This is a genomic window from Hyphomicrobiales bacterium (assembly GCA_016710435.1).
GTDB lineage: Bacteria > Pseudomonadota > Alphaproteobacteria > Rhizobiales > Aestuariivirgaceae > Aestuariivirga.
Window position 1 is genome coordinate 1 of record JADJVV010000048.1, and the last position, 25,444, is coordinate 25,444.

The following is a 25,444-nucleotide window of genomic DNA, read 5'->3' on the forward strand; positions in this document are numbered from 1 at the left end:
AGCAACCCCCGTCGCATAACACCGCGAGCCCATCGTGCAAGTCCTTGATCTGCAACGCCCCACCGCGATTTCGCACGACGCACCAACCGCGTTATGCGACAAGCGCCCCCGCACGCTGAAAGAAGCCGTGCACGCGGCCTGCGCGGTGCGGCACTACAGCCCGCGCACGTTCGATGCGTACTGGCACTGGATCAAGTGCTACGTGCACCACACCGGCAAGCGCCCGCCGCGCGAGCTGGGCGCGGCCGAGGTGGGCGCCTTCCTGTCCTGGCTGGCCAGCGATCGGCAGGTGTCGGCCAGCACGCAGCGCCAGGCGCTGGCCGCCGTGCTGTTCCTGTACCAGAAGGTGCTGGAGATGCCGATCGGCTGGGTGGACAACATCGTCCGCGCCAAGCAGCCCGTGCGCCTGCCGACGGTGCTGACGGTGGACGAGACCCGCGCCCTGCTGGCCCACACCAGCGGCACGCCGGGCCTCTTCCTGCGCCTGCTCTATGGCACCGGCATGCGCCTCGCCGAAGGGCAACACCTGCGCGTGAAGGATCTGGAGATCCGCGAACGCCGCCTCACCATCCGCAGCGGCAAGGGCGACAAAGACCGCGTGGTGATGCTGCCCGGCTCACTGGCCACCCCGCTGACCTTGCTGCTGGAAGAGCGCCGGCGCTGGCACGACCTGGACCTGGCCGAAGGCTACGCCAGCGTCGACCTGCCGCACGCCCTGGCGCGCAAGTACCCCAACGCCGGCCGCGAATGGCCCTGGCAGTACGTCTTCGCCACCCCGGGCCGCCACCGCAATCCAGACACTGGCGAGATCCGGCGCCACCACATCTTCGACTGGACCATCCAGCGCGCCATGAAGGACGCCTGCCGCGCCGCCGGCATCGCCAAGCCCGCCACGCCGCACACCCTGCGCCACTGCTTCGCCACGCACCTGCTGCAGCGCGGTACAGACATCCGCACCATCCAGGAACTGCTGGGCCACCGCGATGTCGAGACCACGATGATCTACACCCACGTGCTGGGCGCCCACGCGGGCCGCGGCACGGTCAGCCCGCTGGACGTGCTGGGATGACCGCCGACGACACCCTCAGCCCCCAAGAGCTGGCCGAAGTGACGGGCAAGGCCCGCGCCGCCAGCCAGGCCGCAGCGCTGGCCAAGCTGGGCGTGCCGTTCATCTTCCTGGGCCGCGCCGTGAAGGTGTCGCGCGTGGTCGCCCAGGCGCACGCACTGCTCCCGCAAACCAAGGCAACGACAGGGGTAGACTTTTCGCGCGTGAGGTGACCCCATGCCGAAGAAGTCGAAGTACCCCAAGCTGCGCAAGAGCGTCAAGACCGGCAAGTCTGGCCAGGTCTGGGTGAGCTGGTGGTACGACATGCGCGGCACCGGCAAGCCCGACGTGCCGCTTGGCACCGACCACACCGAAGCCCTGCTCCGCTGGGCCGAGCTGCACCTCGACGCCCCGCGCCAGGCCGGCACGCTGGAAGAAGCCTTCCGCGGCTGGGAGCAGCGCGGCATCACCGTGCGCCCCGATGGCCGCGAACGCGCGCCCGAGACCATCCACGGCTACCGCAAGTGCCTGGCCGAGATCCGCCCCGCCTTCGGCCCCGCACGGTGGGAAGACATCACCCTGCCCGTGCTGCGCGCCTACATCACCAAACGCAGCGCCAAGACCCGCGCACGGCAAGAGATGCAGGTGCTGTCGGTGGTGTGGGGTTGGGCCCGCCTGGAGGGCCTGACGACCCTGCCCTGGCCCGCCACAGGCATGCAGCGCACCGGGTGGAAGGGCGCGGCCGGCAAGCGACAGGTGGAAGTGCACGACGCGGCGTTTGCGGCCCTGTACAAGCACGCCGACCAGACCGTGCGCGATGCGCTGGACATCGCCACCGCCACCGGCCTGCGCATGACCGACGTGGTGCGCCTGCGCCTTTCAGACGTGCGCGATGGCCGCCTGGTGGTGCAGGCCGGCAAGACTGGCAAGCGCGCCGAGTTCGACCTGGCGGCCAGCACGGTGCTGTCGCCCATCATCGACAGGCGCAAGGCCAACCGCAAGCCGGAACACCTGTTCCTGCTGGCCGCCGGCCGCCGCCCGGTCACCTACCGCGCGCTGTCTGAACGCTTCGCCAGCGCCAGGGCCGAAGCCGCCAAAGAATGCCCCGAGGCCAAAGCCATCTGGCTGCGCGACATGCGCAAGCGCGCCGGCCAGCTGGCGGGCAGCCTGCAGGAGGCCTCAGCGCTGCTGCAGCACAGCAGCCTGAGCGTGACGCGCGAGCACTATGTGCAGGGCGAAAAGCTCAAGCCCGTTAGATGATTCACGAAGGGATCAAAGACATGGACAACGACGGATCAACGATGACAAACCGCGAGATGCTTGCCGCGCTAGAGCGGCTGCCAGACCCTGACTTGATCACGCCCAGAAAGCTGGACGACCCGTTGGGTGCAGGGACGTACTACCGTGCAGACACTGTAGTCCGGCTGCTGCAGGCTGAACGTGAGCGGTGTGCCGCCGCGATCCGCGCACTGAAGGCATGAACCTTGGTCAAAAACCGCTCCCGCAATAGCCCACCTTCCCAGCTGGCCGACGCCCAGAAAGCGCCAGTTCTATGCGGGAGCAATCGACCCAATCGCAAGCATTGGCGCCATTGCGAGGCCTGATTAACAGCCCCCCGCGGGTTCGAATCCCGCCCCTTCCGCCAGCCAAAATCAACAACTTAGCGGCGATCGCTCCCGCAACTCCCGCAAGCGCTCCCGCATAAAGCGGTCACGCCGCCGGCGTCCGGTTGCGGCTGGTAGTCTGGCCCTTAGTAGCCCACCAGGCCGCCGATCACCGCGCTGATCAGGGTGCCGAGCCGGCGCGCACGTCATCCGACCAGGTGGCCGTGCCGATCAGGCCGTCCAGGCTCAGCCACGCCAGCACGCACACCAGCGGCAGGATCAGGCACGCGATCCAGAAGCGGCGGGTCAGGCAGCAGGTCACCAGAAGCGGTGGCCACCGCATCGGCCTTGCGCGCCCCATCGATCCCACCGCCGCCCGCTTCGGCGATCTCCATCCAGCGCGATTCGACGGCCTTGGCTGCAGCGGCGGCAACCGCCGGGTCTGCCTTGACCTTCTCCAACGCTTCCTGCGCGTTGATGGCGCCGGTGGCCTGCTGCACCACTTCCATGAGCCTGGTGGCGGCGGCCACGCTGCGTTCCCGACGTGGCGGTCAGCTCCCGGGCCAGCTTCGCCCAGCTTGGGGATTGATTCGATCAGGCTCGGCAGCGGCTGCGCCGAACGGGGGGGCGGAGCGGGGATCTGTGGCGGCTCCTGGGTGTACGGCTCGGCATCCGGCCGTGGTGGGGGCGTGGCTGGCTCTGGCATGGCCTGTGCGGGTTTCTGCGGCGCCGGCGGCGCCGGCTTTTTTGGCGGCCGGCCAGCGCTTCCTTGGCCCGCGCCCAGCGCTGCAGCCGGTCTTCCAGGCCGTTGGTGCCGCCGTTGATGCGCCGGGTCAGCGCCGTGAAGTCGCCCGCATCGGCCAGCGCGTTGCAGCCGTGCGCGGCCCACCAGTCGGCGGCGCTCAGCGCGGCCCAGCGCGGCTGCTCAAGCAATTCAGGCGCGGCCAGCAGGTCAACGCCAAGGCGCTGCGATGCGCCGGCATACCCAGCACGGCCAGTTACCTGCAAAAGACCTCTGCCCCTGTACAAAAAACCGTCACCCAGGTGCGTGTTGCCCAGATCCTTGCGGCCTTCGTAGCGCGCCTGTGCGGGCGTCGGGCCCCACAGCTCGCGCGTGTGGCGCAGCGCGCCGGATTCGTGCGCGATCTGCGCCAGGAAGGCGGCCAGGCGCACCGGGCCCTTGATGTCGTGCAACTCGCACGCATCAGACAGGTGGGGCGCAAACTGCTCGGCCAGATCCTGGCCGCAGCCGATGGCGGTCACGCAGCAGCGCAGGGCCGACCGCACCATCAGCGGCCGCCCCAGCCTCGAAGCCACGCCACCAGCGCCGCCCAGCCGCCCACCATGTAGATGGCCAGCGCGGCCAGCGCCACCCAAAGCACACGCGACCCCGGCACGCGCAGGCCGCCCAAACTCGCCGGTGCCGGCCTGCTTCTGCGCGTGGTCGTGAATCGCGCCCACGGCGTGCGCCCAGTTCAGCGGGTCCGAGTTCCTGGCCTGGTGCCGTCGCGCATGGCTTCCCGGATCTGGGCGCCCATCATCACGGCCAGGGCGCTCCATGTCCGTTGCCGACTCGTCCACGATGAAGCGCCTGGGCTGACCGCCTGGCGCTGCGTCAGGCCCATCGTGGCGATGCTCCTGCATGATCAGATACCCAGGCCCAGCTTCTGCGCCGCCTCGTACAGCGCCGCCTTGGCAGCCCGCAGCGACACGCGCACCGGGTGCGGCTGGCCGTCCCATTGCACCATCTCGCCGGCCTTGACCCACATCCAGATGCCGTGCTTGTCGTCGCGCACCATGTAGTAGCCGGCCGCCACCGTGTTGCCGTAGTTCCCGGCAGGGTACGGGTGCCCGTCCTGGCTGCAGACGCGGCCAAGTCGCGCTTGTTCGTCGCCGCCCCAGGTAAACGGGCCGTCCGCCGCCTTGCCGCCGCCGCTGCTGAATTGGGGTGCTTCGCTCATGGTGCTGCCTTTGCTGTTGTGTGGTTGTCAGGAATCCGGAAATGCCGCCGTCGGCACCGTGTAGGCGCCCGTGTAGCGCGCGGCGCCCACCGTCAGCCGGAACTCATCGATGTGCCCCGCCCACTCGCGCCCCGCGGTGGATGCGTCCGCGCCGATCAGCAGGTCCACACTGGCGTCGTAGATCGAGCCCGATACCGTGTCGGTGTCCACCACCGCGCCGTCGTGCAGCAGCCGCCAGGTGTCGCCCGATCGCGTCACCGCCACATGCTGGAAGGCACCGCCGGTGCTCAGCGTGCCGCCTGACAGCGCCACCAGCGTGGCGCCCTCGCCGGGCCCGATGGCGGTGAAGTACAGCGTGCCGCCCGATTGTGTCCAGTACCAGTTCCAGTCCGCCCCCGACACGCGCCGCGGGCTGGCGATGAAACGCAGGCCCACCGTTGACGATGGCCGCACAAAGCACTCCATCGTGAAGTCGCCGCCGGCCAGGTAGAAGTCTGGCGAAGCGGTCACGCGCACGTAGTCGTCCACCCCGTCCAGCAACCCGCTGGCGCCGCCAAACTTGGCCTGCGCGGTGTCGATCTGCGCGTTGGCGTTGGCCGTGCAGGTGTGGCCCAGCACGTCGGTGAAGGTGGTGCTGCCGTCCGTGCCGTCAAAGTGCAGCAGCAGCTTGACGTTGGCAAAGTACGGGTCCGCGCCCACGGTGGCTACCGTGCCGGCGCGGCCAAACTGGGCCAGTTGCAGGCTGGGGATCATGCGTCGGTCGCCGCTTCGGTGGTGATGAACAGCTCCACGCCGTGCAGCCGCGCGTCGATGGCCATCGTGTCGCTGCCGTTGCCCGTCACACGCGACAGGCGGAAGAACACCACATCCTGGCTGGCCGGCGTGCCGGCGATGGTGATGGCAGCGGATTCAGGCCCGCGGTACAGGTCGTTCGTGGTGCCGCCCGTGTCGGTGCTGGTCTGCGCCGTGCCGTAGGCCACCGCAATGGGGTCGTCGTTGCTCACCGCCACGGCTTGCAAGTCCCACACCACGCCAAAGTTGGTGGCCGTGGCCGCGTGGCTCCAGATGGGGCTGAAGGTCACCGTGCCGCGGTTCCAGCTCTTGGGCATGGCCAGGCTGAACTGCGCGTATTCCTGCGTGGTGGTGTCGAAGTCCAGGCTCAGGATGTCGGGGTTGTTGGCCGACGTGGCCACGATGGCCAGCGGCGCGCACCCCGCCACCGCGCTGGGCTGCATGGCCGCGGCGCTGACGTACACCGCATGCCGCCCCACCGGCGATACGCCGCTGGTGCCCGCGCTGCCGTGCACGCCGCCCGGGCCGGCGCGGTGGTCCTCAGTGGCCGTCACCACGCTGCCGGCCGTCGTCAGCTTGTAGGCGCGGGCATAGTCGGTGCTGTTGTTCCAGTTGGTGTTGGTGGTGGCCACCGTCACCGCGCCGGTGGCGCGTTCCACCACCACGTAGTTGGTGGCCGCGTTGGTCAGCGCCAGCGTGCCGGCGGCCACCGCAAAGCCGCCCCAGCGCCCGCCGTAATAGCCCCAGGTCAGCCCGGTGGTGGTGGCGTGCGCCTTGCCGTAGACGGCCGCGTGGTCCAGCGTCTCGAAGTTCTCGTTGAGGGGAATTTCTGGGCTGGCCTGGCTGCTGCTGAGTGTTTGCATGATGGGATTGGCTCCGCTCGGCTCTAGGCCACGGTGACGGTGATGGATGCGCTGACGCTGGCGCCGTAGGTGAATGGCACGTTGGCCTGCCCGTACACGTTCACATAGGCCTGTGTGCCGGCCGAGCTGTGCGCGGCGCTGTAGGTGGCGCTGGCGTCCACTGCGGTGGCCAGCGCGCTGGCCACGTCCACGATGGTGTCGCCGCCGCCGGCGGTGTAGGTGAAGGGCACGCCGCCCAGCGTGATGGTGAAGACCTGCCCAGCCGCCGGCGTGCCGTCCAGAAAGTACATGGTGCGCTGCGGCCTGTCCACCGGCACAGCGGCGCTGCCCAGGGCGTTGACGGAGATCGTCAGCCCGAAGCCGTTGTCCCCACTGCCCTGCGCGTACACGCCCTGCGCGCCCACGGGGCCGGTCAGCAGGCCGTAGAAGCCCTGCGCGTTGCTCTGCACGCCCAGGCCATAGCCCAGCGCCGCCAGCGTGGCGTGCGTGGCCATCGCGTTGGCCAGGCCGCCCAGCGCGTCAAAGCGTGTGCCGCTGGCCGGCAGGGTGTAGCTCACCGTGCCCAGGTAGGTTCCGATGGGCTGCTCGATCTGCAGCGCCAGCTGCGTGCCCGCGGGTATGGGCTCGGTGACGCCGGTCACGAAGTTGGCCACGTACACCGCCGCCTGGTACGCGGTGCCGGGCCCGGCCGGCGCGGCGGGCGTGTGCAGTGCGCCGAACATGCTGGCCGCCCCCGCGGCGCTGGCCGTCAGCACAAAAGTGCGCCCCACCGGCCCGGTGACGGTGACCACCGGGCCCACCGCCGCCGCGCTGAAGCCGCCGCTGGTGATGGCCGCGGCCAGCGCGGTGGCCGCGCCCGCCAGGTTGGTGTCGCCGCCGACGGTCACATGCTCGCCGATCTGCACCGCGTCGGCAAATACCGTGATCCGCACGCCCGTGACAAATGCGCCGCCCAGCGTCACCGTGCCGGTGCTGGCGGCGGCCGTGTAGCCGCCCACCGCCGCGGTGGCCTCCAGCGCGGTGCCGCGGCCCACCACGGCGCTGAGCTGGTACACGCGCACGTCCACCGTGGTCTGCACCGCCCCAAAGTCCGCCGCCTGCTGCGCCGCCGTGTACACGCAGCCCGGCGTGGCCGCGCTGATGGTGCGCTTGACGGTGGCGCCGTCCAGGATGTCCACCTCGTAGGCCTCGGCCGCCTCGCCCAGCGGCGTCAGGATGCCGGCCGCGCCGGCAAACTGCGTGGCCAGCCGTGTGCGGCGCTTCCAGGCCAGCACCAGGCCGCCGGTGGGGTCGCGGCTGGCGCGCAGGTCCACCGGCGCAAAGGGCTTCAGGCCCACGCTGGTGGGCGCCAGCGTGGTGGCTTCGGCGCTGGCCAGCGTGCGGCCCACGCTGACGGGTTTGAAGTACCGCGTCTGCCCGATATCCGCCGCCACCTGCACCACGCGGGCCGTGCCGCCGGCTTTCAGCAGCGCAAAGCGCTCACCGGCCGCGTGGCCGGTCATCGCCCATTCGGTGCCGCGCCGGCCGCGCAGCAGGCCGCTCAGCGTGTACACGCCCGCGCTCACCAGCGTGGCGGTGCGGTACTGCAGCAGCTCGTGGTTGACCACCGCGGCATTCAGGCTGGCGTCCTCCAGCATGGCATCGCGCGTGGCGCTGGCCAGCGTGGCGGCGCCCACGTTGACGGTGACGCTGTTCACCTCGTCAAACACCGCGCCGCCCGTCCAATCGCCCAGCGCCGTGGTGGTGGTGCCAAACACCGCCGCCACCGTCACCTTGTCGCCCGATGTGTAGGCCGCGCCGTCGCTGCTGATGAACAGCACCGCCCCGGCCCATCCTGTCGTGTACCGCGGGCGCATCAGGCCGTACAGGCCCGGCGCGTCGTCCGCATCGCGCAGGATCGGGATGTCCAGCAGCAGCAGGTCGCTCAGCGAATAGCTGGCCACGCTCACGTTGGGCGCGCTGGTGTCGTCGGTGATGCCCACCGCGGCCAGCACCGATGCGTCGTCCAGCACGCATTCCAGCGTGCGCACGCCGCCGGCGTAGTTTTCGCGCACGATGCGGGCGCGGTAGGTGGCGCCGTCCACGTCCACCACCTGCACCACGTCGGTGGGCTCCAGCTGCGGGCGCGTGGTGTCGATGGCCGGGCGCAGCGTGGTGGCGCCGATGCGCATGTCCAGCGCCAGCGTGTCCACGATGCCCTGCGCCTGTTCGGGCGGCAGCGTCACCGGCACGGTGGTGGTGCGCGTCTCTTCGCTCTGCGACACGATGCGGTCGCTGTACACGGTGCCGGCCTGGTAGTCGTCCTGCACGTTGATGTACTGCAGCGCGTAGCGGGCCGGCACCTCCAGGTCATTGGCGCGCTCCAGGCCCACGGGGTCGCCATCGGCCGGGGTGTCGGGCGCCACGCCCAGGTCGTCGTGCGGGATGGTGGCCGCCGCCGCCGCGCCGCGCAGGCGGAAGTACAGCTTGTCGCTCTCCACGCAGTCGAAGTAATAGGCCGCCGCCAGCGTCTGCAGCGTGCTGCGCGCGGGGGAAACCTGCGTCACCGGCACGCCGCTCACCGTCAGCCCGGCCAGGGCCGCCACGTCCACCTGCGCGGGGGGCACGCCCGCGGCTTCGCACAAGTCCTGCACCACATCCGCCAGCGGCACGTCAACCGGCGTCCAGGCGTCTGCATCATCACCGTCGCTGGCCCAGGGCGTGAAGCCATCCGGGATGGGGTAGGCAAAGTCCGTCCGCACGGTGCGCAGGTTGGCCGCAAAAATGGGGCCGTTGGCCTGCACCGTCAGCTCGATGGTGCAGCCCGCGGGCGTCAGCGTGCCGGCGGCCTGGCCGTTGGTGCCGGTGCCGGGGTCGGTGGCGATGCCGGCCACGCCGTGCCACACGCCGGCCGCACCCACCCACATCAGGCCCGCGTCCAGGTCAAAGGCGTACTGCATCACCCGGTTGGCGCCCAGCCAGGTGATGGAAGCCGGCCCGTCGCCGGGCGCCCCCAGGTTGGTGCCGTTGGCGGTGAAATTGCCGCTGTAGTTGCTGCCGTAGCGGTGGCCCGCAAAGTCCTTCACCACGATCCAGCCCAGCTCGCCCGATGAACTGCTGGCGTCGTTGATCATCACCTCGAAGTACCGCTTGCCGCCGTTCACCGCCTCTTGCGTGGTGGCCACATGCTGGTTGCTGCCCGGGTTGGTGCCCACCAGCGTGATGTTGGGCCCCGCCAGCACCGGCATGGTGGTGATGGCGTCGGTGCCAAAGCCCCACTGCAGCACCGGCTGCGACGTGGGCGCAAAGGTGTGCGCGGGGTTCTCGCCCGCCTCCACCCAGCGGCCGTTGGCCGTGGCGCTGGTCAGCACCTCGAAGGTCAGCACCGGCACCTGGCCAGAGTTGCCCAGCTGCAGCCCCTCGATCATCACGGTGCCGCGCCCGCGGTAGGCCGGCGCGTTGCCAGCGCCCACGGCGGCTTCGTACACCGGGTCTGGCAGCTGCGCGGGGCCGCCCACATGCACGCGCAGGTCGGTCCACTTGTCGGTGAATTCACTGGCCGCGGCGCTGGTGTCGTCCGAATCGGCCAGCGCGGTGTAAACCAGCTCGCCGTTGGCCCAGATGCGCGAGACGGCCACGATCTCGTTATCGCACAGCAGGTAGAGGATGTCGCATTCGTAGGTGTAGGTCGTCACCTCGGGTTCGGCGCTGCCCTTGCCGCCGGTGGTGGTGCTGATCTCGCGCTTGGCGCTCATCCAGATGGGCGCCGATGGCACCCGGTTGCGGCCCCACAGCCGCGGGATGGTGCTGCCGTACTCAAACTTCGGCAGCCGCAGGTCGTCCAGCCGGGCGCCCTGGATCTGCGTGTTGGCGATCTCCACCTGGCCGCCCACATAGGCGCCAACGGCCGCGCCAAGCTGCGGGTAGCCGAAGTAACTGCCGACCGCGTAGCCGACAATCGTGAGTGCGGTTTGCGCCATCAGGCCACCCCAGGCAGCCGGTAGGCGCCCACAAAACACATCGCCCGGCCGAACAGCAGCCGCGTCTCCACCACGCAGCGGTGCGCGCGGTTGTCGGCGTGCACCATGGCCAGGCCGCCGTGGCGGTAGGTGCACACCACGCCCAGGTGCTGCGGCGGGCCGCCGTTCCAGGCCACCAGCACCACGTCGCCCTCGCCCATCTCATCCCGGGCGATCGGCTGCATCACCGCCGCGCACTGCGCCGGCAGCGCCCGGCCATCGGGCACGCTGGCGTAGCCCGTCACGTCAAAGCCTTCGGGCACCAGGCCCAGCTCGCGTGCCACGCCGATGACCAGGCCCACGCAATCTACCCCCCACGCCGCGGGCGCGGTGCTGGTGCGCAAAGGGCGTGCCGATCCAGCCGCGGGCCTGGGCGGCCACTTGTGCACGGGTTGCCATCACGTCACCGGCGGCGCCGTCACCTGGTCAATGCCGGGCAGGTGCGGTTCACCGCCAAAGTTCAGCACGTTGTTGAACTTGTCGCGGCAGTCCTCGGCCAGGCGCTTGGTGCAGCCGGCCACCACGCTATAGGTGTTGCCCACCGCCAGCGCGGCCACGGCCGGCAGGTCCAGCGTAAAGGTGCCGTCCGCCGCGTGCGCCTTCACCTTGAACTGCAGGCCAGTATTCAGGCCGGATGTGAAGGTGATGACGCCGGCCGTAAAGTACCCCGCCGCCTGCGCGCGGCCACTGTCGCGCACCACCTGCTGGCTGGTGACGTGCGTCAACGTGCCGGCAAAGGTGAAGGCGCCCAGCGCCTTGGTGCAGCGCGCATCGCCCAGCCGGTAGCGGCAGGTGGCCTGGGTGATGCCGCCGATGCTGGCCTGCAGCCGCTGGCGCAGGCCGCGCAGCTCAGCCACGTAGGCGCCGCGCACCGGCCGCACGTTGCCAAAGTTGCCCACCTTGCGCACATCGCGCCCCTGCGCCAGGTCCGCCCAGTTGTACTGGAACAATTCAAACTCGGCGCCGTCCCACACGCCGGCCATGATGTCGGCGCGGGTGATCACCGCATCGTCGGCCAGGATGTTGATCTCGGTGTTGTCCACCGCGAAGCCCGCGCTGCTGACCAGGCTGGCCACGTCCAGCCCCAGGTCGGCGCTGTAGGTCACGGCGCTGATCACCGCGGGCCTGTCGTGTGATGTCCAGCCCAGCACGGTGCCGTCCACCCGCGTCACCTTCAGGCCCCAGGCCAGCGTGGTGGCGCCGCTTTGCATGTGCGCCAGCAGCCCGGCGCCTATTGCGCGCGTCACACCCGCACCTCCACGATGGGGATGCTGTCCCACAGGTGCAGCAGCCCGGCCTGAGCGTTGCGCGATTCGATGCGGCCCTGCAGCCGGTCGGTGTCAAAGCGCATGGGCACGTCAAATTCACCCGCCCAGGTCACCGTGCCCGCCGCCGGCGCCGTGCCGATGGTGACCACGCCCGTGGTGGTGTCCACCGTGTGCGCCGTCACCACGCCGCTGACCTTCACCTCCAGCGTGCCCGTCACCGGCTTGGTGATGATGCGGTCCAGCGTCTGCGCGCCGCTGGTGTAGCGCTTCGTCAGTTGAAAGGTGGTGGCCGTGATGCCCGTCACCACGCCCGTGGTGTGCGTGGCGGTGTAGTCCGCCCAGTCCTTGAAGCGCCAGGCGTGAAAGCGCCCGCGCGCGGCCATGAAGAACGCGCGCAGCGTCTCGAAGTCGGCCTGGCCGTTGATGCCCTGGCTCACGTCCCAGCGGTGCTTCGGGTAGGCCCAGGCCGCGTTGCGCGCCTCGCGGCCTGATCCGCTGGCCACCACGGTGGTCAGGAACTCAGGCCCGCCCAGCGCGCCGTAGGCTATTGCGTCAGGGAAGCGGGGGGATTCGTAGAAGGCCATCTGTGCTTACCCGTTGCGCGCCAGCGCCAGCCGCACCTGGCGGCCAATCGCCTCGCCCGCCTGCAGCGCGGTGCTCTGGCCGCCGCCGCTGCCGCCGGCCATGTTGATGGTGACGTTGACGGTGCGGCTGCCGCCGCCCATGCCCACGCCGTTGGGAAGCACCGTGCCGGCGCGGCGCGGCACCACGATCTCGGGCCCGCGCTCGCCCACCAGGTACGGGCGCCCGGCCGTCATGGGGCCGCCGTCGGCGCGGGCGCTCAGTGACCCGATCCACTTGCTCAGCTCACCCGCCCAGCCGCCCATCTGGCCCGTCTTGGCGTAGTCACCCAGCAGCATCTTGCCCAGCTCGGCCGCGGCCGTCTGCGCGATCAGCCGGTTGAGCATGCTCTGCCACAGCTTGGCGATGTCGTTGGTGTTGCCTTCCAGCGCCTTGAGCACGCTGTCGCCAAGCGCGTCCTGGATGTTGCGGCCGGCCTCTTGCGCAAAGGCGTTCACCTCGGCCAGCGGCTTCTTCAGCTCGGCCAGCTTGTCGCTCAGCGCCTGGATGGCGGCTTCCAGCTCGGGGCTGTCCAGGCCCACGTCGCGCATCTTGAACAATTCATCCAGCGCGGCAGACACCTCGCGGATCTGTGCCACGCTGGTGCCGCCCAGCGCGGCCAGCGCGTCGGCGTAGGCCTTGGTGGGCCCGGGGTCGGGCACGGGGGCGTTGGTCAGCGCTTCGATCTCGGCGCGCACCTTGGCGATGGCCTGCACCACCACGGGGTCGCCGCGGGTCTCACGCTGCAGTTCAAACAGGCCCGACAGCGCCAGGTTCAGTTCGCGCAGCTTGTTGGCGTCGGTGGCTTCCATCGCGCGCAGCGCGGCGATGGTGGCCTGGTCAAAGCTGTTGCTGACGAATGAACGCTCACGCGCCGCGGCGCCGCCGGTTTTCTTGGGCGCCTCGGGGATGGCGGGCACGCTGGGCCTGCTGGCGTTGCGGCCTTCGTTGCTGTAGATGTCTTCGGACTGCAGCTTGGCAATGATCTGCAGCCGCGCGATGCGCTGCTTCTCAAGATCAGCCCGCCACTGTTCGCTGATGTTTTGCCGCGCGAGCGCCTTTTCGATGTTCTTGAGTTCCACCTGCGCCTGCTGCAGCGCGCTCAGCTCGTTGTTGCTCAGCCCCAGCAACGCACCAAAGCCCAGCGACTTGGCCGCGCCAAACAGGCTCTGCAGCCGTTCGCCGAAGCCTTTGCTCTCATCTGACGCCTGTTTCGCGCGTCCGATGAAGTCGTTCATGGCATTCACCAGCGGGCCACTGATCGAACGCGCCGCGTCAACCACGTTCTTGTTGAACGCGAACATCTGCTTGTTGAATTCCTCCGCCGCCTTGGCCTGTTCGGTCGTCACCGTGGCATTCAACTGCCCGGCGTCGGCCAAGTCCTTCAGCAGCGGCGCCACTTCGCGGATGCTCTTGCCGAACAGCTCCTGCACCAGCCGCGCCTTGTTGCCGTCGTCGGCATAGCCGGCCAGCGCCACGGCGGTGCGGCGCAGGGCCTCGGCCGGGTCCAGCTTGCGCAGTTCGGTGGCGTTCAGCCCGATGGCCTGCAGCGCCCGCGCCATGGGGCTGTTGGGGTCGGCCTCGGCCAGCACCTTGTTGAGCTTGACCAGCGCGCTGCCCACGGTGTCCATCGTGGTGCCGGTGCGCGCGGCAATGTCTTCCAGCGCGCTGATGTTCTCGATGCTGGCGCCGGTGGCGTCGCTCAGGTCGTTCAGCGCGTCCACCCCATCGATGGTGCTGCGCAGGAATTGCGTGATGCCGGCGATTGAGATGGCGCCGCCCAGCGCCGCGCCCACGCTGGCGGCCAGCGCCGACATGCGGGCATAACGCGCCTCGATCTGCGCGGCCTGCTTTTCCGCAATGCGGCCGGCCTTGTCCATGCCGGTCTGCAGTGACGCAAGCTGCGCCACCAGGTCAATGCTGAGCGTTGCCAGTGACATGCGGCTGGTCCTTTTCGTCTGCCTTGCGGTGGGCCTTGATCAGCGCCAGGCGCTGCATCAGCCCTTCGGCGTCTTGCACGCCCAGCCAGCCGCACACCAGCGGCAGGCCGGCCCAGTCCAGCCCGCCCATGCCGTTGGCCAGCAAGTTGAACACCTTGAAGGCCAGCAGGTCTTCAGCGCCGGCGCGCGGCAGGTCATCGCCTTCATACTCGACACCGGGTTCTAGGTCGAGGATGCTTGCGAGTTTTTTGCCACGTCCGCCTTGCGCTGCAGGTAGACGGTGACGGTCTGCGCCATGGCCTGCGACACGGCGGCCACGTCCTCGGCATGGTCTGCCGCGTAGGCGGCCCACAGGTCGCGGTGGAAGGGCACCGCATCGCTGCCGCCAATGCCGGCGCCAAGCAGGTCAGCCTCCGTGAAGCCTTCCCACCCGCAGGCGTACTGGGTGACGTGCTCCAGCCCCACGCCGCCCATCAGGCGCGGCAATTCCACCTCGGGCGGGCGGCGGTACTGCAGTTTCTTGCCGCCGCCCAGGTCGGCCCAGGCTTCGCGCTGCGCGGCCATGCGGGCCAGCAGCGCCTGCACCTCGGTGGCCACGTCAGGCGGCCAGCTTCAGCACAAAGCCCTTGGCCGTGAAGTCAAGGCTGCCGGTGCCCACCGCGCCCACCTGCACGCTTTCACCAGGCAGGCTGGGCTCACCGTAGAAGATGCGCACGGCGCCGTTGGGCAGCGTGATGCGCACCACCACCGCGCCCTGGCTCTGCACGGCGGCTTCCAGCAGCTGCATGGCCGCGCTGGGCGTGTCCTGCGCGATGATCTCGCACGACACGTTGCTCACCGGCAGCAGGCCCTGTTCTTCCTTCTTCACGATGTCGATCAGCGTCGTCACGTCCAGCTTGTCGGCCGCGCCACCGCCGATGTCATAGGCGGTGGATTCAGCCAGCGTGGCCCAGGTGGCCACCGGTGTGAAGCTGCCCGACGTGAAGGCGGTGAAGTTGGTGGTGTTCAGGCCCTGCAGCTCGAAGGTGTTGGCCGCCTGGTTCTTGACCCGGCAGGCCTGCCCCTCCAGCTGGGCCATGCCGCCCACGCTGCTGAAGTAGCCCACGGTGTCGTTGGCCATGCCGCCGTGCGGCGCTGGTGGCCACGCCGGGGTTGGCCAGGGTGACGGCGGTCACCGTCTTGGGTGCCGCGTAGGTTGCCGCAATCTCGATCTTGACGTTGCGGCCTTTGACGTTTGCCATGATGGCTTCCTTTCAGTGAATGGCCACAAGGCCGGTTGCGGTGAGAAAAGCAGCGGGGCCGCCCGTCTTGCAACGTGGCGGCCCCGCGGGGGTGGTGTACAGGCGTCTGCAGTGGCTACACGGCCCACCAGTCAAAGCTGAGCGTGGTGCCGTCTTTGCCCACCTCGGGGTCGTGCGTGGTGGTGCGGCCCAGCAGCGCGCAGCCGCGGGCAGATGGGGCCAGCGCGGCGGCGGCCACCACCGCGTCGGCCACGGCATCCGCCGCGGCGGCGGTTTCGGCCCAGCACTGCACGTCCAGCGTGGCCTGGTGCGCCAGCAGCGTGCCGTCCAGGCCCAGCGTGGGCGTGTGCTGCGCGGCAAACACCACCAGCGGAAAGGCGCTGCCTTCGGGCACCGCGTTGAGCGCGATGCGCGTGGACACCAGGGCCACCAGCGGCGCGTGCGCGGCCAGCAGGGCGCGGAAGTCGGTTTCGACGGTCATGGCGCGGGTGCCTTGGGTTTGTTCAGCTTGGCGATCTGCGGGCCGATGGCGTGCTTGAAGACCTGCAGCGCTTCAGTCAGGCGCTGCGCCCCGGCCTGCAGGAAGTTGCTGCCGCGCATGTGCTTGGTGCCAAAATTCAGCCAGCGCCAGTAAAACGGGTCATTCGGGTTGCGGGCACCGCGCTGGCCGCGCTTGGAAGGCCGCACGTTGACGAACACGCCCACATCGCCCTTGCGGCGTGCGATCTTGCTGGTGCGCACGCTGATGGCCTTGCGCACGGTGCCCGGCTTGCGCCACCCCTTGCGCACCGGCACGCTGGCCGCGCTGAGCACGGGCGTGTTGGCACGCGCAACACGCTGCACCACCCGCGCCCCGGCCGCCAGCGCGTTGCGCAGGGCCCGCACGCGCAGCTTGGGCACGATGCCGGCCAGCGCGGCCTTCAGGTCCGGGATGCCGTGCACCTTGGCGCTGATCATGGCGCGGCCCCGTCGCGGATGCCGGCGCTGCACAGCAGCTCCAGCGTGTGGCGGCCACCGTTCACGTCCACCGGCTCGGCCACGATGGCGTGCGGCACGCCCTTCCACAGCACGCGCCAGGCGGCCGTCACGCCCGCCCGGTAGCGGATGCGCACGCGCACCTGCGCTTCGCTGTTGATGGCGCCGGCGGCAAAGAACTCACGCCCGCGCAGGGGCTGCACGTTGGCCCACAGCGCCACCACGGTGGCCCAGGTTTCCACGCGCTGGCCCAGGCTGTCCACGCTGGCCGATGGGGCCTGCAGCGTGATGCGCTGGTCCATCAGCCCGGCGGCGATGTTCACAGGTAGACCCTCTCACCGTCCAACAATGCGGCCGTAAAGCGGTTGGGCAGCTCAGCCACGCTCACGCCGGCGGCAAAGGCTTCGCGGTGCCGGTACAGCGCGCCGATCTGCAGCTTGATGTACGCCACCACGTTGGCCGGCACATCGGCAGCCGCCGGGCCGTAGCCGGCCGTGAAGCGCACCTTCACCGCATTGGCCACCGCATAGGTGCTGGGCCAGCTGGCGCCGACGGCCAGCCGCACCAGGCCAGGCGTCACGGCAGCGTCAAGCGCGTAGTCGCCAGGCGCCACGGTCTGCTCGACGTTGGCATCATCCAGGTACTTGATCGAAGTGATGCCCAGCAGGCCAGCCATGGGCAGCTCGATGTCGTCTGCCGGGAATTCATCAAGCCTCAGTTCCCAAGTCTGCGTGATCAGCACGCGGCCCATCTGATGCTCGGCCAGGCGCCGCGCGGCGACGATCAGGCTGGTGATCAGCGCGTCTTCGTCCGTGCTGTCCACGCGCAGGTGCAGCTTGGCTTCGGACAGCGTGATGGGCTCCAGCGCCGGCGCTGTGATCAGGGTCAGGCTCATTGCTGGACCTTCATTGGCTTGGTGAAACACGGGCTAAAGATCGGCCCAGTTGGAGTTGTGCGCCCGTTCTTTGCGGATCACACGGTAAGGGAAGTACAGGACACGCCACGGCAGCCACTGCGCGTTTGATCGGTGATCCGGCACGGTCTGCTGAATGCTGGCGTCTGTGCCGATCTCTGGCATCCAGAAGGCGTGCGGAATCCAGAATTTGCCGAGCAACCTGACGCCATCGGCTGGGCGTGCGCAGATGTACCCGCCGTGCTTGAACCAGCGCGGGCCAACAAAGGACCAGCAGTTGCCCCATGTGGCGTTGGGCCACACCCAGTCGGCAGCCAGCACCAGCAGCAGCGCGGCGCCGAACCCAAGCAGACCAATCAACCACGGGATAACCGCCAGCAGCACCAGCATGGCGTGAACGGCGCGGCGCAGCATGTTGTCAGGTGTACCGGCAGGGGATGGGGTCAGGCCCACTTACCAATCGTTGAAGAATAAGTCATCGTGTACTTTGATCCCTGAGTCGCCAACACGATGTTCGCCACAAGCGTTGTGCCGCCGCCCGTCAACGTGATGCTGTTGGCACTTGTGTTTATCAGCGTCACACTCTGACCATCAAAGCCAGCCGCGAGCGTTGAAGTGTTCGAGACAACGCCGGCCGCCGACAGCAGCATCACGCGGATGCCTTTTACAAAATTCACAGAGCCTAGTTGAACGTTCTTAAACCATGCGGTGGCGTCGTTTGTTACTGTGTACGTTTGCTTGTACTGCTGCGGGGTTGAACTGTAGAAATACGTCGAATCCGGCAGCGCGGATTGCGCTACATGCCCAAGCACCTCGCTGCCCGGTTGGAGATTGCTATTCGGTGCATCGCAGTTGATTGCTGTAGACCCAGCAGCCCGCATGCCAACATCACCAATCATTGCGATGGAATCGCACGAAGACGAGATATTCACGGCCAACATTGTTCCAGGGGTCGTGCCGTCGAAGACGTTATTGCTGAAACTTACTCTGTGCGTATGGTTCATGTCGCACTGACTGCCAAGCGGCGTGTAGCCACCAGCTGCAACGCCACCATTGGCGGAGAAAATATTGCCAGTGACTACGCCTCCGCGAGCGTTACCTGTAGCGCCTTTCCCCCAGTAAGTGGCGGCCAGTCCAGTAACCTTGCACCGAGACACCACGTTACCCGAGATGGTTAGATTGGTAGGCATGTCATCATCCGTCCCCGCCTGCCCGGCTATGAGAATGCCAATTCCTCCAGCACCTGTGCTGTACGTCATTCCAGAAGCAGCAATTCCACACTCTGCAATGACGTTAGATGAGATCGTTGCCTCGCGGATGCCGTTGGTGACGTAGAGCCCATATCCGCAATATCTAATGTTATTGCCGTGAACAATGATTTGCCGCGAGCTGGTGCTGCTTGCACCGGCACTCTGCCCTGTGATTTGAACGCCTGTCCCAGCTTCACGGTACACGGTGTTATTACTAACCTCGACCTGCTGCTGGTTGTCAAACACAACAAACAGGCCAGTGGTTAGCGCGGCCGTGTTAGGCGAAACAGCCCCAGTTACCAGCAAACCGTTTTCATGGATCAGATTGTGATAAACTGAGATGCGGCCCTGAGAGAATGCGCTGTCATATGCTCCGCCAGAATCTCCGTGCAAGTGAATGCCGCGATACGTTGAGCCATAGCACTCATTCTCGTAGGCTTGAAAATCGTACAGGCCCTGCACGCCGATGAGGCCGTGAGACACGGCATTGATTAGTCTGCATCGCGCAACCGTACCGCGCTTTACATCACCGTAAATTCGGATGCAGTTACCAGCCGCATCGGTTGCGGCGGCTATGTTTGCGGCAAGGCCGGCTTGACTGCTACGATCAAAGTCCAGCGTCATGTCGGAAACTGACCAATCGTTTACGGACGATAGGCCGTTTTCGGTGCCGACGTAAATCATGTTCCACGCCCAGGTGGCAACTCGCGTGGTGTTCACCATCTTTACCAGCGTAGCCGTCTTGCCTGAACCCTTGAGCGACACTCCTGACCTGAGTTGTAGAACTGCGTTCAGATACCACTGGCCTGCCGCGAGCGTCACCCGCCCGCCGTATGACAGCGCCCCAACAGAAGCGATTGCTGCATTGATGGCTGTCGAGTCGGCGGCGCCTGTCGTGTCACCTGACGGAGTTAGAAGAATCTCAGCCCCTGACACCAGGGCTCGAGTTGCAGCCACTTCACCGGCCGTCAGCATGTCGTCAAACGACTGCCCACCATCGGAATTGACGGTCCAGTCACGCGCCAGACCAAGCGCGATCAGCCGCGCGTTTTCGACCGTGCCAAAGTCATAGAACCCTGGCTTGTAGCCGTTGAACTGGTGAAGCAGCTGGATGGTGGCCACGTTATTCCTTCACGGCGCGCTTGCGCGCCTTCAATGCCGGCGGCTGTGCTGGGGCTTCGGCAGTTGCCTGGGCTTGCACGTACACCGCGCACGCCGCGTCTTCCACAAAGTGCCGCGCAGCGTCTGCACTGCAGCGCAGCAGGTCGCCCGGCGCAAAGGCGCCAAACACCGAAGACGCGCCGGGCTTGGTGAACTTGATCTGCACTTGCATGGTGTACGGGGCCAGCCTTGCGGCCGGCCCCTCCGGGCTTAGGCCGGCGTCAGGTCACCAGCGCGCACCGCGGCCGGGCGCTCCGTGGCCAGCGCCAGGCGGCGTTCGGCACGGATGGTGATCAGGTTCTTGGTGAAGTTGTCGCTGTCGCTGTCGCTCATTTCCACCACCACGCCTTCGCGGTTGTGGATCATGTAGGCCTGGCCGAAGGCGCCCACCGCCACGTTGTCGGCCGTCATGCCGATGCTCTGGATCACCGGCACGCCAAACAGGCGCGGCACGCCACCGTCGCTGACGCTGTACAGCTGCTGGCCGGCTGCGGTGGTCAGCAGCTCGATTTCGATGGTGGCCCAGTCAGCCGGGTTCAGCAGGATACCGTCGGCCGGGAAGCCCGCCGCCCAGGTGTCGGCCAGCATCTTGCGGATCAGGATCAGCTTCTTGAACGTGGCGCTGATGGCCGTCAACGCGGCATTGGTGTAGCCGTGCGCGGTGAAGTTGCCCGCGTCCAGCACGCCGCTGATGTTGGGCGCCACGCCGTCGCCGGCGCCCAGCTGCGTTTCCACCTTCAGGTTGACGCCGTAGCGCATGCGGGTGTCCACGTAGCTGGCCAGCGCGCTGTTGTCAGCGGCCAGCTGGCGGCTGATCTTGATCCAGTGCGCCACGGTGCTGATGGGCATGTTGACCAGCGTCCAGGTCAGCGCGGATTCAGCCTTCGCCGCACCTTCAGCCGCTTCTGCCGCGCTGTTGGTGAACACGTTTTCACGGGTGAATTCCACCGCGTTGCTGGCGGTGTTCATGCTGGGCAGGAAGCTTTCCAGCGTCAGCGGCTGGAAGGCGCCGCTCACCACGCCAGGCGCGCGGGCGGGTGCCACGTTGGTGTCGCTGCCGGTGAGCGTGTTCTTGACTTCCACGCGCAGCTTGTTGGTGTGACCACCGGCGAAGGCTTCGTAGCTCTTGGCCTTGATCAGTTGGGCGCCCCAGCTGTCTTCCTTGGCCTTGGCGCCTTCCACGGGCGTGGCGCGCTGTTCCAGCTGCTGGATGCGGTCAGCCAGCACGCGCTGCTCGGTGCCCAGGGTTTGCATCGCCGTCTTGGTGTCGGCGGTGACCTTGCCCAGCGTGGCGATCTCGCCGTCGGCCTTTTCGCTGACGGTCTTGAGCTTGGTTTCGATGCCTTCGCAGGCCTTCAGGATGAGTTCGAGAGACATGATGCTGCTACCTTTCAGGGAATGAAAAAACCGCCCTCGGGCGGCCGTGTTGCGGTTGCGGAATGCGCGCCTATGCGGCCAACGCGGCGAGCCTCATGCGCACGCCGAGCAGCTGCAGTTGTTTCGCCTCGGGTGTGTCGGGTGCAGGCTCCCCCTGCAGTCCCATCACCACCTTGGCGCGGGCCACCAGCGCTACGGCGGCCCCTTTGGTGAGGCCGCCTGCATCCCGCAGAAAGCTCTCAAGTTCACGAACGCTGCTGATTTCTTCGATGGCTTCGGCCAGGTCGGCGCTGCCTTTGACGCTGCCCAGGTCAACCCGGGCCGCGGCGTCAGCCGGGAAGACCACCGGGCTGATCTCCACCAGGCTGGACCAGCGCCGGATGACGCGCCCGCCTTCGGTTTCGTCGTAGTCGCCCTTTTTCAAAAAGCCGCCGATGCTCAGCCCGTCCAGCGTCTGGTGCTTCATGGCGGCGCGCACTTCGCTGGCCACGTTCAGGCCGGGCGTCAGTTCGCCGGCCACGTACAGGCCGTGGTCGTCTTCGCGCACGGTGGTCCACTTGCCGATCGGCATGGTCCATTCGTGGTTGAAAAACATCTTCGGCTTGCCGTTGTTGCGCAGCGTGCTTTCAAAGGCGCCGCGCACGATGGTGTCGCCGTAGCTGTCCACCCCGCCGAAAACGCTGGCGTAGCCTTCGAAGCTGCCACTGTCGCCGTCCATCTTGATGACGGCATCCTGAAGGTTGATGTGCTTGCGCATCAGCATGGTGCGGCTCCTAGTGCGTGAGCAGGTGAATGGCGAGAAACTGTTGCTGCCGCCGGCGCCGCCGGCCGGTTGTTGGCGTCACGCAGCGCGGCCACGATCTCGGCATGGCGGCGCTGCGCGCCGTCTTCCTGCGCGGCCTTGTTGATGGTCATGGCCACTGCGGCGGACAGGCTTTGCGGATCCGGGTCGGCCACGGGTTCACTGGCCTTGCCCAGCTGGGCCAGCGGCACCAGGTTGGTCTGCGCGGTCAGCGCGTCAGCCTGCGGGCTGGCATCGCGCGGCAGGTTTTCAAGCTGGCGCACTTCGTTGCGGGTGATGTAGCCGTTTTGAAGGCCGGTGGCGTAGAACTGCGCGCGTGCGGCGGGGTCGCCACGCAGCAGGGCCTCAAAGTTGAATTCCACGCTCATGGTGGCGCGCTGCTGCGATGTCATCACGCGCTTGGTCACCGCCTGCTCGATGCTGACCAGCATGGGCCGCACGGTGAACTTGTGGAAGCCGGCCACGATCTGTTCAATGCCGCTGCCCCAGGTGGTGACGTTGGCGTGGTGCACCAGCACTGGCGGCACGTCAAACCAGCGGCAGATTTCTTCGACGCTGAAGCGCCGCGTCTCCAGCAGCTGCTGGTCTTCGGGGCTGATGCTGAGCTGCTGGTACTTCATGTCCGCTTCCAGCACGTACAGCCGGGCGGTGTTGCCGCTGGCCATCTCGGCAAAGCGCAGCTGCAAAGCCTCGCGCTGGTCTGGCTTGAGCACGCGGTCGATCATCAGCACGCCGGTGGGCTTGCCGCTGCTGCCGAATATCTTGGCGGCGCTGGTCTGCGCCTTGGCCGTTTCGTCGGTGGTGGCCCGCATGAATTCGAGCTTCGACAGGCCGGTAGTGCCGTTGCCCAGGCCCTTGAGGTGCAGCACGTTGGCCGCGGCGATGATGGCCAGGTCGCTGTCGATCTGGTACTGGTACACCATGGCGCCGTCGTTCAGCACGATGGGCGTCACCTGGTCAGCCGGCATGGGCCACAGCGCGGTGGCTTCGCCGGCGGCGTTGCGTTCGATGCGCGCGTAGGCGTTGCCGCGCAGGTCATGGTTCATCACCATGGCCCGCCAGAATTCGTATGGCGTCATCCGCGCATTGGGGCTGTTGTGCAGCAGGCCGTACAGGCTGCTGGCGCGGGCCAGTTCCTTCATGCCGTTGCCGGCCTGGGTGTAGGCAAACAGCGGCAGGCTGGCAATGATGCTGGCGCGGCGTTCAACGCAGGCCCAGACGGTGCTGATCTGCAGGGCCGCATCGGCGCCGATGTTGGCGGTGTCGGGCACCAGCGCCATGCTGGGGATGCTGGCCTGTGCGCCGGCCCGTTCACCCATTGCGCCGGCGCGGCCAAACCAGCCGCGGATGCTGTCAAGTAGGGCCATGGTCAGCCGATCAGTGGCGAGTTCAGGAACTCGTCCAGGTTGGCAGGCGCGATGTCTGACGCAGCGCTGGCGTATGCCATCACCGCGGCCACCACGATGTCGATCCGGCCCGTGGCCTTGATCTTGTTGAGCTTGCGGTTGCCGGCCGGGTCGCTGTCCGTCACGGCATTGGCGGCGCACATGGTCAGCACGGGGTGCCCGTTGTGGCGCAGCGTGCGGTTCATCACCGCGGTTTCGAAGGCGTCCAGCGCCGGGCTCATGTCCTTGAAGCCCTGGCCGAAGTCCAACATGGGCGGCAGGTTGATGCCTTCGTCTTCGGCAATCTGCTTGAAGTCCGCCATTCGCCAGCGGTCGGCCGCGATGCTCTGCACGTCAAAACGTGAGCAGATTTGCGCCACGCGCTGCAGCACATGCCGCTTGCTGATGGCGCGGCCCGGCGTGGTTTCCAGATAGCCCTGCTTGGCCCAGGTGGCGTAGTCCACGCGGTCGCGGTTGCAGCGGTCCTGCATGCCTTCCTCGGGCAGCCAGCAGTACGGCAGCACGCTCCAGGGGTCGCCTTCGGCGGCGGGCTCCACCAGCAGCACAAAGGCGGTCAGGTCGGTGGTGCTGGACAGGTCCAGCCCAGCGTAGGCACGCCGGCCGCGCAGTTCGTCTTCGGCGTAGTCCTGCTGGCACGGTTCCCACACGGCGGCGCTGAGCCACGGGTTGATGGCCGCGGTCCACTGGCAGAAGTTGAGCCGGCGCACGATGGCTTCCTTGGCCGGCATGCCGCGGGCTTCGGTCACCTGCTCGCGCAGGTACTGCAGGCCGGGCAGGTTGGCCAGCTGCAGGCTGGGGTTGGCCTTGGGCCAGCAGGCCTCATCGTGCAGCGGGTCTTCGCCTTCGTCCAGGCCGCAGACGTAGCTGAAAAACGCATCGTCCACGCGGCGCGCGGCAGCCACGTCGCAGGCGTAGTCATGGTAGATGCCGCAGGGCGTGGTCTTGCCGGCGCCGCTGTTGGTGATCATGAAGATCAGCGCCTGCCGGCGGCTCTTGGTGCCGGCGCGCATCATCTCCACCACCTGGGCGGTCTTGTGCTCGTGCACTTCGTCGATCAGCGCGATGTGCGGGCGCGGCCCGCTCTGGCCATCGTCAGCGCTGATGGGGCGGAACCAGCTGCCGGTTGATCGGTAGCCCAGGTTCCAGACGTTCTCACCCACGCCGCTGGGCGTCAGGCGGGCGCGCAGTTCAGGGCTTTGCTGGAACATGGCCACCGCATCGCGGAACAGCACCATGGCCTGGTCCTTCTTGGTGGCCGCGGCGTAGACTTCGGCGCGGCTTTCGCCGTCAGCCGTCAGGCCCTTCATGCCAACGCCGGCCGCCAGCGGGCTTTTGCCGCTGCCCTTGCCGGTTTCCACGTAGGCCACGCGGTAGCGGCGCACCCAGTCGGCCAGCTTTTCTTCGTACCGCTGCCAGCCGCACAGGCTGCCCACGATGAACGCCTGCCACGGCTGCAGGATGAAGGGCTTGCCTTCGTAGTCGCCGCCGTTGAGGCAGAGCACTTCTTCAAAGAACGCGATGGCGTCCGCCGCCAGCTGCACGCTGAAGCGCAGGCCACGGTCGGCCGCGGTTTCCAGGTCGGCCAGGTGGCGCCCACAGGCAGCGCGCACATGCGGCCCGGCGATGATGCGCCCGGCCAGCACGTCGTGCGCGTAGGCGGTGGCGCGGTCAAGCGCAGCCTGGCGCCTAGGCGGGCGCCGGCGCTCAGCCTTCGGCGCTTCAGTGGTTGCCGCGGTCATTGAAGAATCGGCCGGTGCCGCCGGCCTGCTGGCCGAACAGATCCTGCTGGGGGTTGACCATCACGCGCGATCGGCTGGCCGGGTCCATCCCGAACTTGCCCATGATCGACTCGGCGCTTTTCTTGGCCGTCAGCTTGGCCACGAACCACTGGTTCAGCATCTGGCTGCCCTTGTGCGAGTGCGCCACGAAGTCGTCGCCGCACGACTCACGCGCCAGGCGGTAGTCGGCCACGGCATCGCATAGGAACTCCAGCGCCAGCACGTCGGCCTCGGTCAGCACCTGCATGCGGCGCAACATCGGCGCCACCTCGGCCCACACGGCAGCAGATCGCGGCGCCAGATGATCCGGCGGCGCCAGGTCGTTGAGCAGCAGCGGCTCGGGCTCGCCATCGTTGCGGCGGTCCTTGCGGTCGGTGCCCGTCACCAGCTTCAGCCCGGACGGCTTGCGGGGCCTGCTCATAGCCCCCCCCTCCCGTTTTGACATTCTG

At 67.8% G+C, this 25,444-nt stretch carries 29 protein-coding genes; 4 read left to right on the forward strand and 25 right to left on the reverse strand.

All coding sequences use genetic code 11. The features are described 5' to 3' along the window. Positions 1-67: 67 nt before the first annotated feature. Genes IPM06_22085 through IPM06_22100 form a run of 4 tightly spaced genes read left to right on the forward strand, consistent with a single transcriptional unit; the run spans position 68 to position 2,526 of the window. The gene (locus IPM06_22085) at positions 68-1,069 is read left to right on the forward strand and encodes an integron integrase (GenBank protein ID MBK8773099.1); all 1,002 of its coding nucleotides are present in this window, start codon (positions 68-70) and stop codon (positions 1,067-1,069) included. Beyond that, a complete protein-coding gene (locus tag IPM06_22090) occupies positions 1,066-1,278 on the forward strand; it encodes a DUF4224 domain-containing protein (protein ID MBK8773100.1) in 213 nt (70 codons plus the stop codon). Before IPM06_22085 ends, IPM06_22090 begins: the two co-directional genes overlap by 4 nt. Before the next feature lie 4 nt (positions 1,279-1,282). Continuing rightward, positions 1,283-2,305, forward strand: coding sequence for a tyrosine-type recombinase/integrase (locus IPM06_22095; GenBank protein MBK8773101.1), 1,023 nt, complete (start codon positions 1,283-1,285; stop codon positions 2,303-2,305). A gap of 20 nt (positions 2,306-2,325) precedes the next feature. Then, on the forward strand, positions 2,326-2,526 hold the full coding sequence (locus IPM06_22100; GenBank protein MBK8773102.1) for a hypothetical protein: 201 nt from the start codon (positions 2,326-2,328) through the stop codon (positions 2,524-2,526). Between the two features lie 329 nt (positions 2,527-2,855). Here the strand turns inward: IPM06_22100 and IPM06_22105 are convergent, their stop codons facing one another. From IPM06_22105 to IPM06_22225, 25 genes are all read right to left on the reverse strand, one after another. After that, on the reverse strand, positions 2,856-3,179 hold the full coding sequence (locus tag IPM06_22105; GenBank protein ID MBK8773103.1) for a hypothetical protein: 324 nt from the start codon (positions 3,177-3,179) through the stop codon (positions 2,856-2,858). 64 nt (positions 3,180-3,243) lie between these two features. Further along, positions 3,244-3,939, reverse strand: a complete 696-nt coding sequence (locus tag IPM06_22110; protein ID MBK8773104.1) for a glycoside hydrolase family 19 protein — start codon at positions 3,937-3,939, stop codon at positions 3,244-3,246. 356 nt (positions 3,940-4,295) lie between these two features. Continuing rightward, a complete protein-coding gene (locus tag IPM06_22115; GenBank protein ID MBK8773105.1) occupies positions 4,296-4,610 on the reverse strand; it encodes a hypothetical protein in 315 nt (104 codons plus the stop codon). Positions 4,611-4,637: 27 nt separating this feature from the next. Next, positions 4,638-5,363: a LamG domain-containing protein gene (locus tag IPM06_22120; protein ID MBK8773106.1), complete on the reverse strand. Its 726-nt coding sequence runs from the start codon at positions 5,361-5,363 to the stop codon at positions 4,638-4,640. Next, on the reverse strand, positions 5,360-6,265 hold the full coding sequence (locus IPM06_22125) for a hypothetical protein (GenBank protein ID MBK8773107.1): 906 nt from the start codon (positions 6,263-6,265) through the stop codon (positions 5,360-5,362). Before IPM06_22125 ends, IPM06_22120 begins: the two co-directional genes overlap by 4 nt. Before the next feature lie 23 nt (positions 6,266-6,288). Next, positions 6,289-10,224, reverse strand: coding sequence for a hypothetical protein (locus tag IPM06_22130; GenBank protein ID MBK8773108.1), 3,936 nt, complete (start codon positions 10,222-10,224; stop codon positions 6,289-6,291). Then, positions 10,224-10,565, reverse strand: a complete 342-nt coding sequence (locus tag IPM06_22135) for a hypothetical protein (GenBank protein MBK8773109.1) — start codon at positions 10,563-10,565, stop codon at positions 10,224-10,226. Before IPM06_22135 ends, IPM06_22130 begins: the two co-directional genes overlap by 1 nt. Positions 10,566-10,661: 96 nt before the next feature. Then, entirely contained in the window at positions 10,662-11,510 is an 849-nt protein-coding gene (locus tag IPM06_22140; GenBank protein MBK8773110.1) for a DUF2163 domain-containing protein, read from the reverse strand. After that, the gene (locus IPM06_22145; protein ID MBK8773111.1) at positions 11,507-12,115 is read right to left on the reverse strand and encodes a DUF2460 domain-containing protein; all 609 of its coding nucleotides are present in this window, start codon (positions 12,113-12,115) and stop codon (positions 11,507-11,509) included. The genes IPM06_22140 and IPM06_22145 overlap by 4 nt, the downstream gene beginning before the upstream one ends. A gap of 6 nt (positions 12,116-12,121) precedes the next feature. Then, positions 12,122-14,092, reverse strand: coding sequence for a hypothetical protein (locus IPM06_22150; GenBank protein ID MBK8773112.1), 1,971 nt, complete (start codon positions 14,090-14,092; stop codon positions 12,122-12,124). Further along, positions 14,067-14,237 (reverse strand): hypothetical protein, encoded by a 171-nt coding sequence (locus IPM06_22155; GenBank protein MBK8773113.1) that lies wholly within the window; start codon positions 14,235-14,237, stop codon positions 14,067-14,069. Before IPM06_22155 ends, IPM06_22150 begins: the two co-directional genes overlap by 26 nt. A gap of 77 nt (positions 14,238-14,314) precedes the next feature. After that, positions 14,315-14,689 carry a hypothetical protein gene (locus IPM06_22160; GenBank protein ID MBK8773114.1) on the reverse strand — a complete coding sequence of 125 codons (375 nt, stop codon included), beginning with the start codon at positions 14,687-14,689 and terminating at the stop codon, positions 14,315-14,317. 1 nt (position 14,690) lies between these two features. Beyond that, entirely contained in the window at positions 14,691-15,212 is a 522-nt protein-coding gene (locus IPM06_22165) for a hypothetical protein (protein ID MBK8773115.1), read from the reverse strand. Between the two features lie 236 nt (positions 15,213-15,448). Beyond that, positions 15,449-15,814 carry a DUF3168 domain-containing protein gene (locus IPM06_22170; protein MBK8773116.1) on the reverse strand — a complete coding sequence of 122 codons (366 nt, stop codon included), beginning with the start codon at positions 15,812-15,814 and terminating at the stop codon, positions 15,449-15,451. After that, entirely contained in the window at positions 15,811-16,290 is a 480-nt protein-coding gene (locus tag IPM06_22175; protein ID MBK8773117.1) for an HK97 gp10 family phage protein, read from the reverse strand. Before IPM06_22175 ends, IPM06_22170 begins: the two co-directional genes overlap by 4 nt. Then, the gene (locus IPM06_22180; GenBank protein MBK8773118.1) at positions 16,287-16,631 is read right to left on the reverse strand and encodes a phage head closure protein; all 345 of its coding nucleotides are present in this window, start codon (positions 16,629-16,631) and stop codon (positions 16,287-16,289) included. Before IPM06_22180 ends, IPM06_22175 begins: the two co-directional genes overlap by 4 nt. Further along, on the reverse strand, positions 16,628-17,203 hold the full coding sequence (locus IPM06_22185) for a phage head-tail connector protein (protein MBK8773119.1): 576 nt from the start codon (positions 17,201-17,203) through the stop codon (positions 16,628-16,630). Before IPM06_22185 ends, IPM06_22180 begins: the two co-directional genes overlap by 4 nt. A 33-nt stretch (positions 17,204-17,236) precedes the next feature. Next, positions 17,237-17,635 carry a hypothetical protein gene (locus tag IPM06_22190; GenBank protein ID MBK8773120.1) on the reverse strand — a complete coding sequence of 133 codons (399 nt, stop codon included), beginning with the start codon at positions 17,633-17,635 and terminating at the stop codon, positions 17,237-17,239. 29 nt (positions 17,636-17,664) lie between these two features. Further along, positions 17,665-19,593: a right-handed parallel beta-helix repeat-containing protein gene (locus tag IPM06_22195; protein ID MBK8773121.1), complete on the reverse strand. Its 1,929-nt coding sequence runs from the start codon at positions 19,591-19,593 to the stop codon at positions 17,665-17,667. Position 19,594: 1 nt separating this feature from the next. Next, positions 19,595-19,804 (reverse strand): hypothetical protein, encoded by a 210-nt coding sequence (locus IPM06_22200; protein MBK8773122.1) that lies wholly within the window; start codon positions 19,802-19,804, stop codon positions 19,595-19,597. A 38-nt stretch (positions 19,805-19,842) separates the two neighbouring features. Further along, positions 19,843-21,009 carry a phage major capsid protein gene (locus tag IPM06_22205; protein ID MBK8773123.1) on the reverse strand — a complete coding sequence of 389 codons (1,167 nt, stop codon included), beginning with the start codon at positions 21,007-21,009 and terminating at the stop codon, positions 19,843-19,845. Between the two features lie 70 nt (positions 21,010-21,079). Continuing rightward, entirely contained in the window at positions 21,080-21,772 is a 693-nt protein-coding gene (locus tag IPM06_22210; GenBank protein MBK8773124.1) for an HK97 family phage prohead protease, read from the reverse strand. Further along, positions 21,766-23,178, reverse strand: a complete 1,413-nt coding sequence (locus IPM06_22215) for a phage portal protein (GenBank protein ID MBK8773125.1) — start codon at positions 23,176-23,178, stop codon at positions 21,766-21,768. The genes IPM06_22210 and IPM06_22215 overlap by 7 nt, the downstream gene beginning before the upstream one ends. Before the next feature lie 2 nt (positions 23,179-23,180). Further along, positions 23,181-24,956, reverse strand: a complete 1,776-nt coding sequence (locus tag IPM06_22220; GenBank protein MBK8773126.1) for a terminase large subunit — start codon at positions 24,954-24,956, stop codon at positions 23,181-23,183. Beyond that, positions 24,937-25,416 (reverse strand): phage terminase small subunit P27 family, encoded by a 480-nt coding sequence (locus IPM06_22225; GenBank protein MBK8773127.1) that lies wholly within the window; start codon positions 25,414-25,416, stop codon positions 24,937-24,939. The genes IPM06_22220 and IPM06_22225 overlap by 20 nt, the downstream gene beginning before the upstream one ends. Positions 25,417-25,444 lie beyond the last annotated feature (28 nt).

Excerpts from the sequence above, each read along its gene's own strand:
- IPM06_22090 (MBK8773100.1), top strand. The coding sequence starts at position 1,066 with ATGACCGCCGACGACACCCTCAGCCCCCAAGAGCTGGCCGAAGTGACG.
- IPM06_22095 (MBK8773101.1), top strand. The coding sequence starts at position 1,283 with ATGCCGAAGAAGTCGAAGTACCCCAAGCTGCGCAAGAGCGTCAAGACC.
- IPM06_22100 (MBK8773102.1), top strand. The coding sequence starts at position 2,326 with ATGGACAACGACGGATCAACGATGACAAACCGCGAGATGCTTGCCGCG.
- IPM06_22110 (MBK8773104.1), bottom strand. The coding sequence starts at position 3,939 with ATGGTGCGGTCGGCCCTGCGCTGCTGCGTGACCGCCATCGGCTGCGGC.
- IPM06_22115 (MBK8773105.1), bottom strand. The coding sequence starts at position 4,610 with ATGAGCGAAGCACCCCAATTCAGCAGCGGCGGCGGCAAGGCGGCGGAC.
- IPM06_22120 (MBK8773106.1), bottom strand. The coding sequence starts at position 5,363 with ATGATCCCCAGCCTGCAACTGGCCCAGTTTGGCCGCGCCGGCACGGTA.
- IPM06_22125 (MBK8773107.1), bottom strand. The coding sequence starts at position 6,265 with ATGCAAACACTCAGCAGCAGCCAGGCCAGCCCAGAAATTCCCCTCAAC.
- IPM06_22130 (MBK8773108.1), bottom strand. The coding sequence starts at position 10,224 with ATGGCGCAAACCGCACTCACGATTGTCGGCTACGCGGTCGGCAGTTAC.
- IPM06_22145 (MBK8773111.1), bottom strand. The coding sequence starts at position 12,115 with ATGGCCTTCTACGAATCCCCCCGCTTCCCTGACGCAATAGCCTACGGC.
- IPM06_22150 (MBK8773112.1), bottom strand. The coding sequence starts at position 14,092 with ATGTCACTGGCAACGCTCAGCATTGACCTGGTGGCGCAGCTTGCGTCA.
- IPM06_22165 (MBK8773115.1), bottom strand. The coding sequence starts at position 15,212 with ATGGCCAACGACACCGTGGGCTACTTCAGCAGCGTGGGCGGCATGGCC.
- IPM06_22170 (MBK8773116.1), bottom strand. The coding sequence starts at position 15,814 with ATGACCGTCGAAACCGACTTCCGCGCCCTGCTGGCCGCGCACGCGCCG.
- IPM06_22175 (MBK8773117.1), bottom strand. The coding sequence starts at position 16,290 with ATGATCAGCGCCAAGGTGCACGGCATCCCGGACCTGAAGGCCGCGCTG.
- IPM06_22185 (MBK8773119.1), bottom strand. The coding sequence starts at position 17,203 with ATGAGCCTGACCCTGATCACAGCGCCGGCGCTGGAGCCCATCACGCTG.
- IPM06_22190 (MBK8773120.1), bottom strand. The coding sequence starts at position 17,635 with ATGCTGCGCCGCGCCGTTCACGCCATGCTGGTGCTGCTGGCGGTTATC.
- IPM06_22200 (MBK8773122.1), bottom strand. The coding sequence starts at position 19,804 with ATGCAAGTGCAGATCAAGTTCACCAAGCCCGGCGCGTCTTCGGTGTTT.
- IPM06_22205 (MBK8773123.1), bottom strand. The coding sequence starts at position 21,009 with ATGTCTCTCGAACTCATCCTGAAGGCCTGCGAAGGCATCGAAACCAAG.
- IPM06_22210 (MBK8773124.1), bottom strand. The coding sequence starts at position 21,772 with ATGCTGATGCGCAAGCACATCAACCTTCAGGATGCCGTCATCAAGATG.
- IPM06_22215 (MBK8773125.1), bottom strand. The coding sequence starts at position 23,178 with ATGGCCCTACTTGACAGCATCCGCGGCTGGTTTGGCCGCGCCGGCGCA.
- IPM06_22220 (MBK8773126.1), bottom strand. The coding sequence starts at position 24,956 with ATGACCGCGGCAACCACTGAAGCGCCGAAGGCTGAGCGCCGGCGCCCG.
- IPM06_22225 (MBK8773127.1), bottom strand. The coding sequence starts at position 25,416 with ATGAGCAGGCCCCGCAAGCCGTCCGGGCTGAAGCTGGTGACGGGCACC.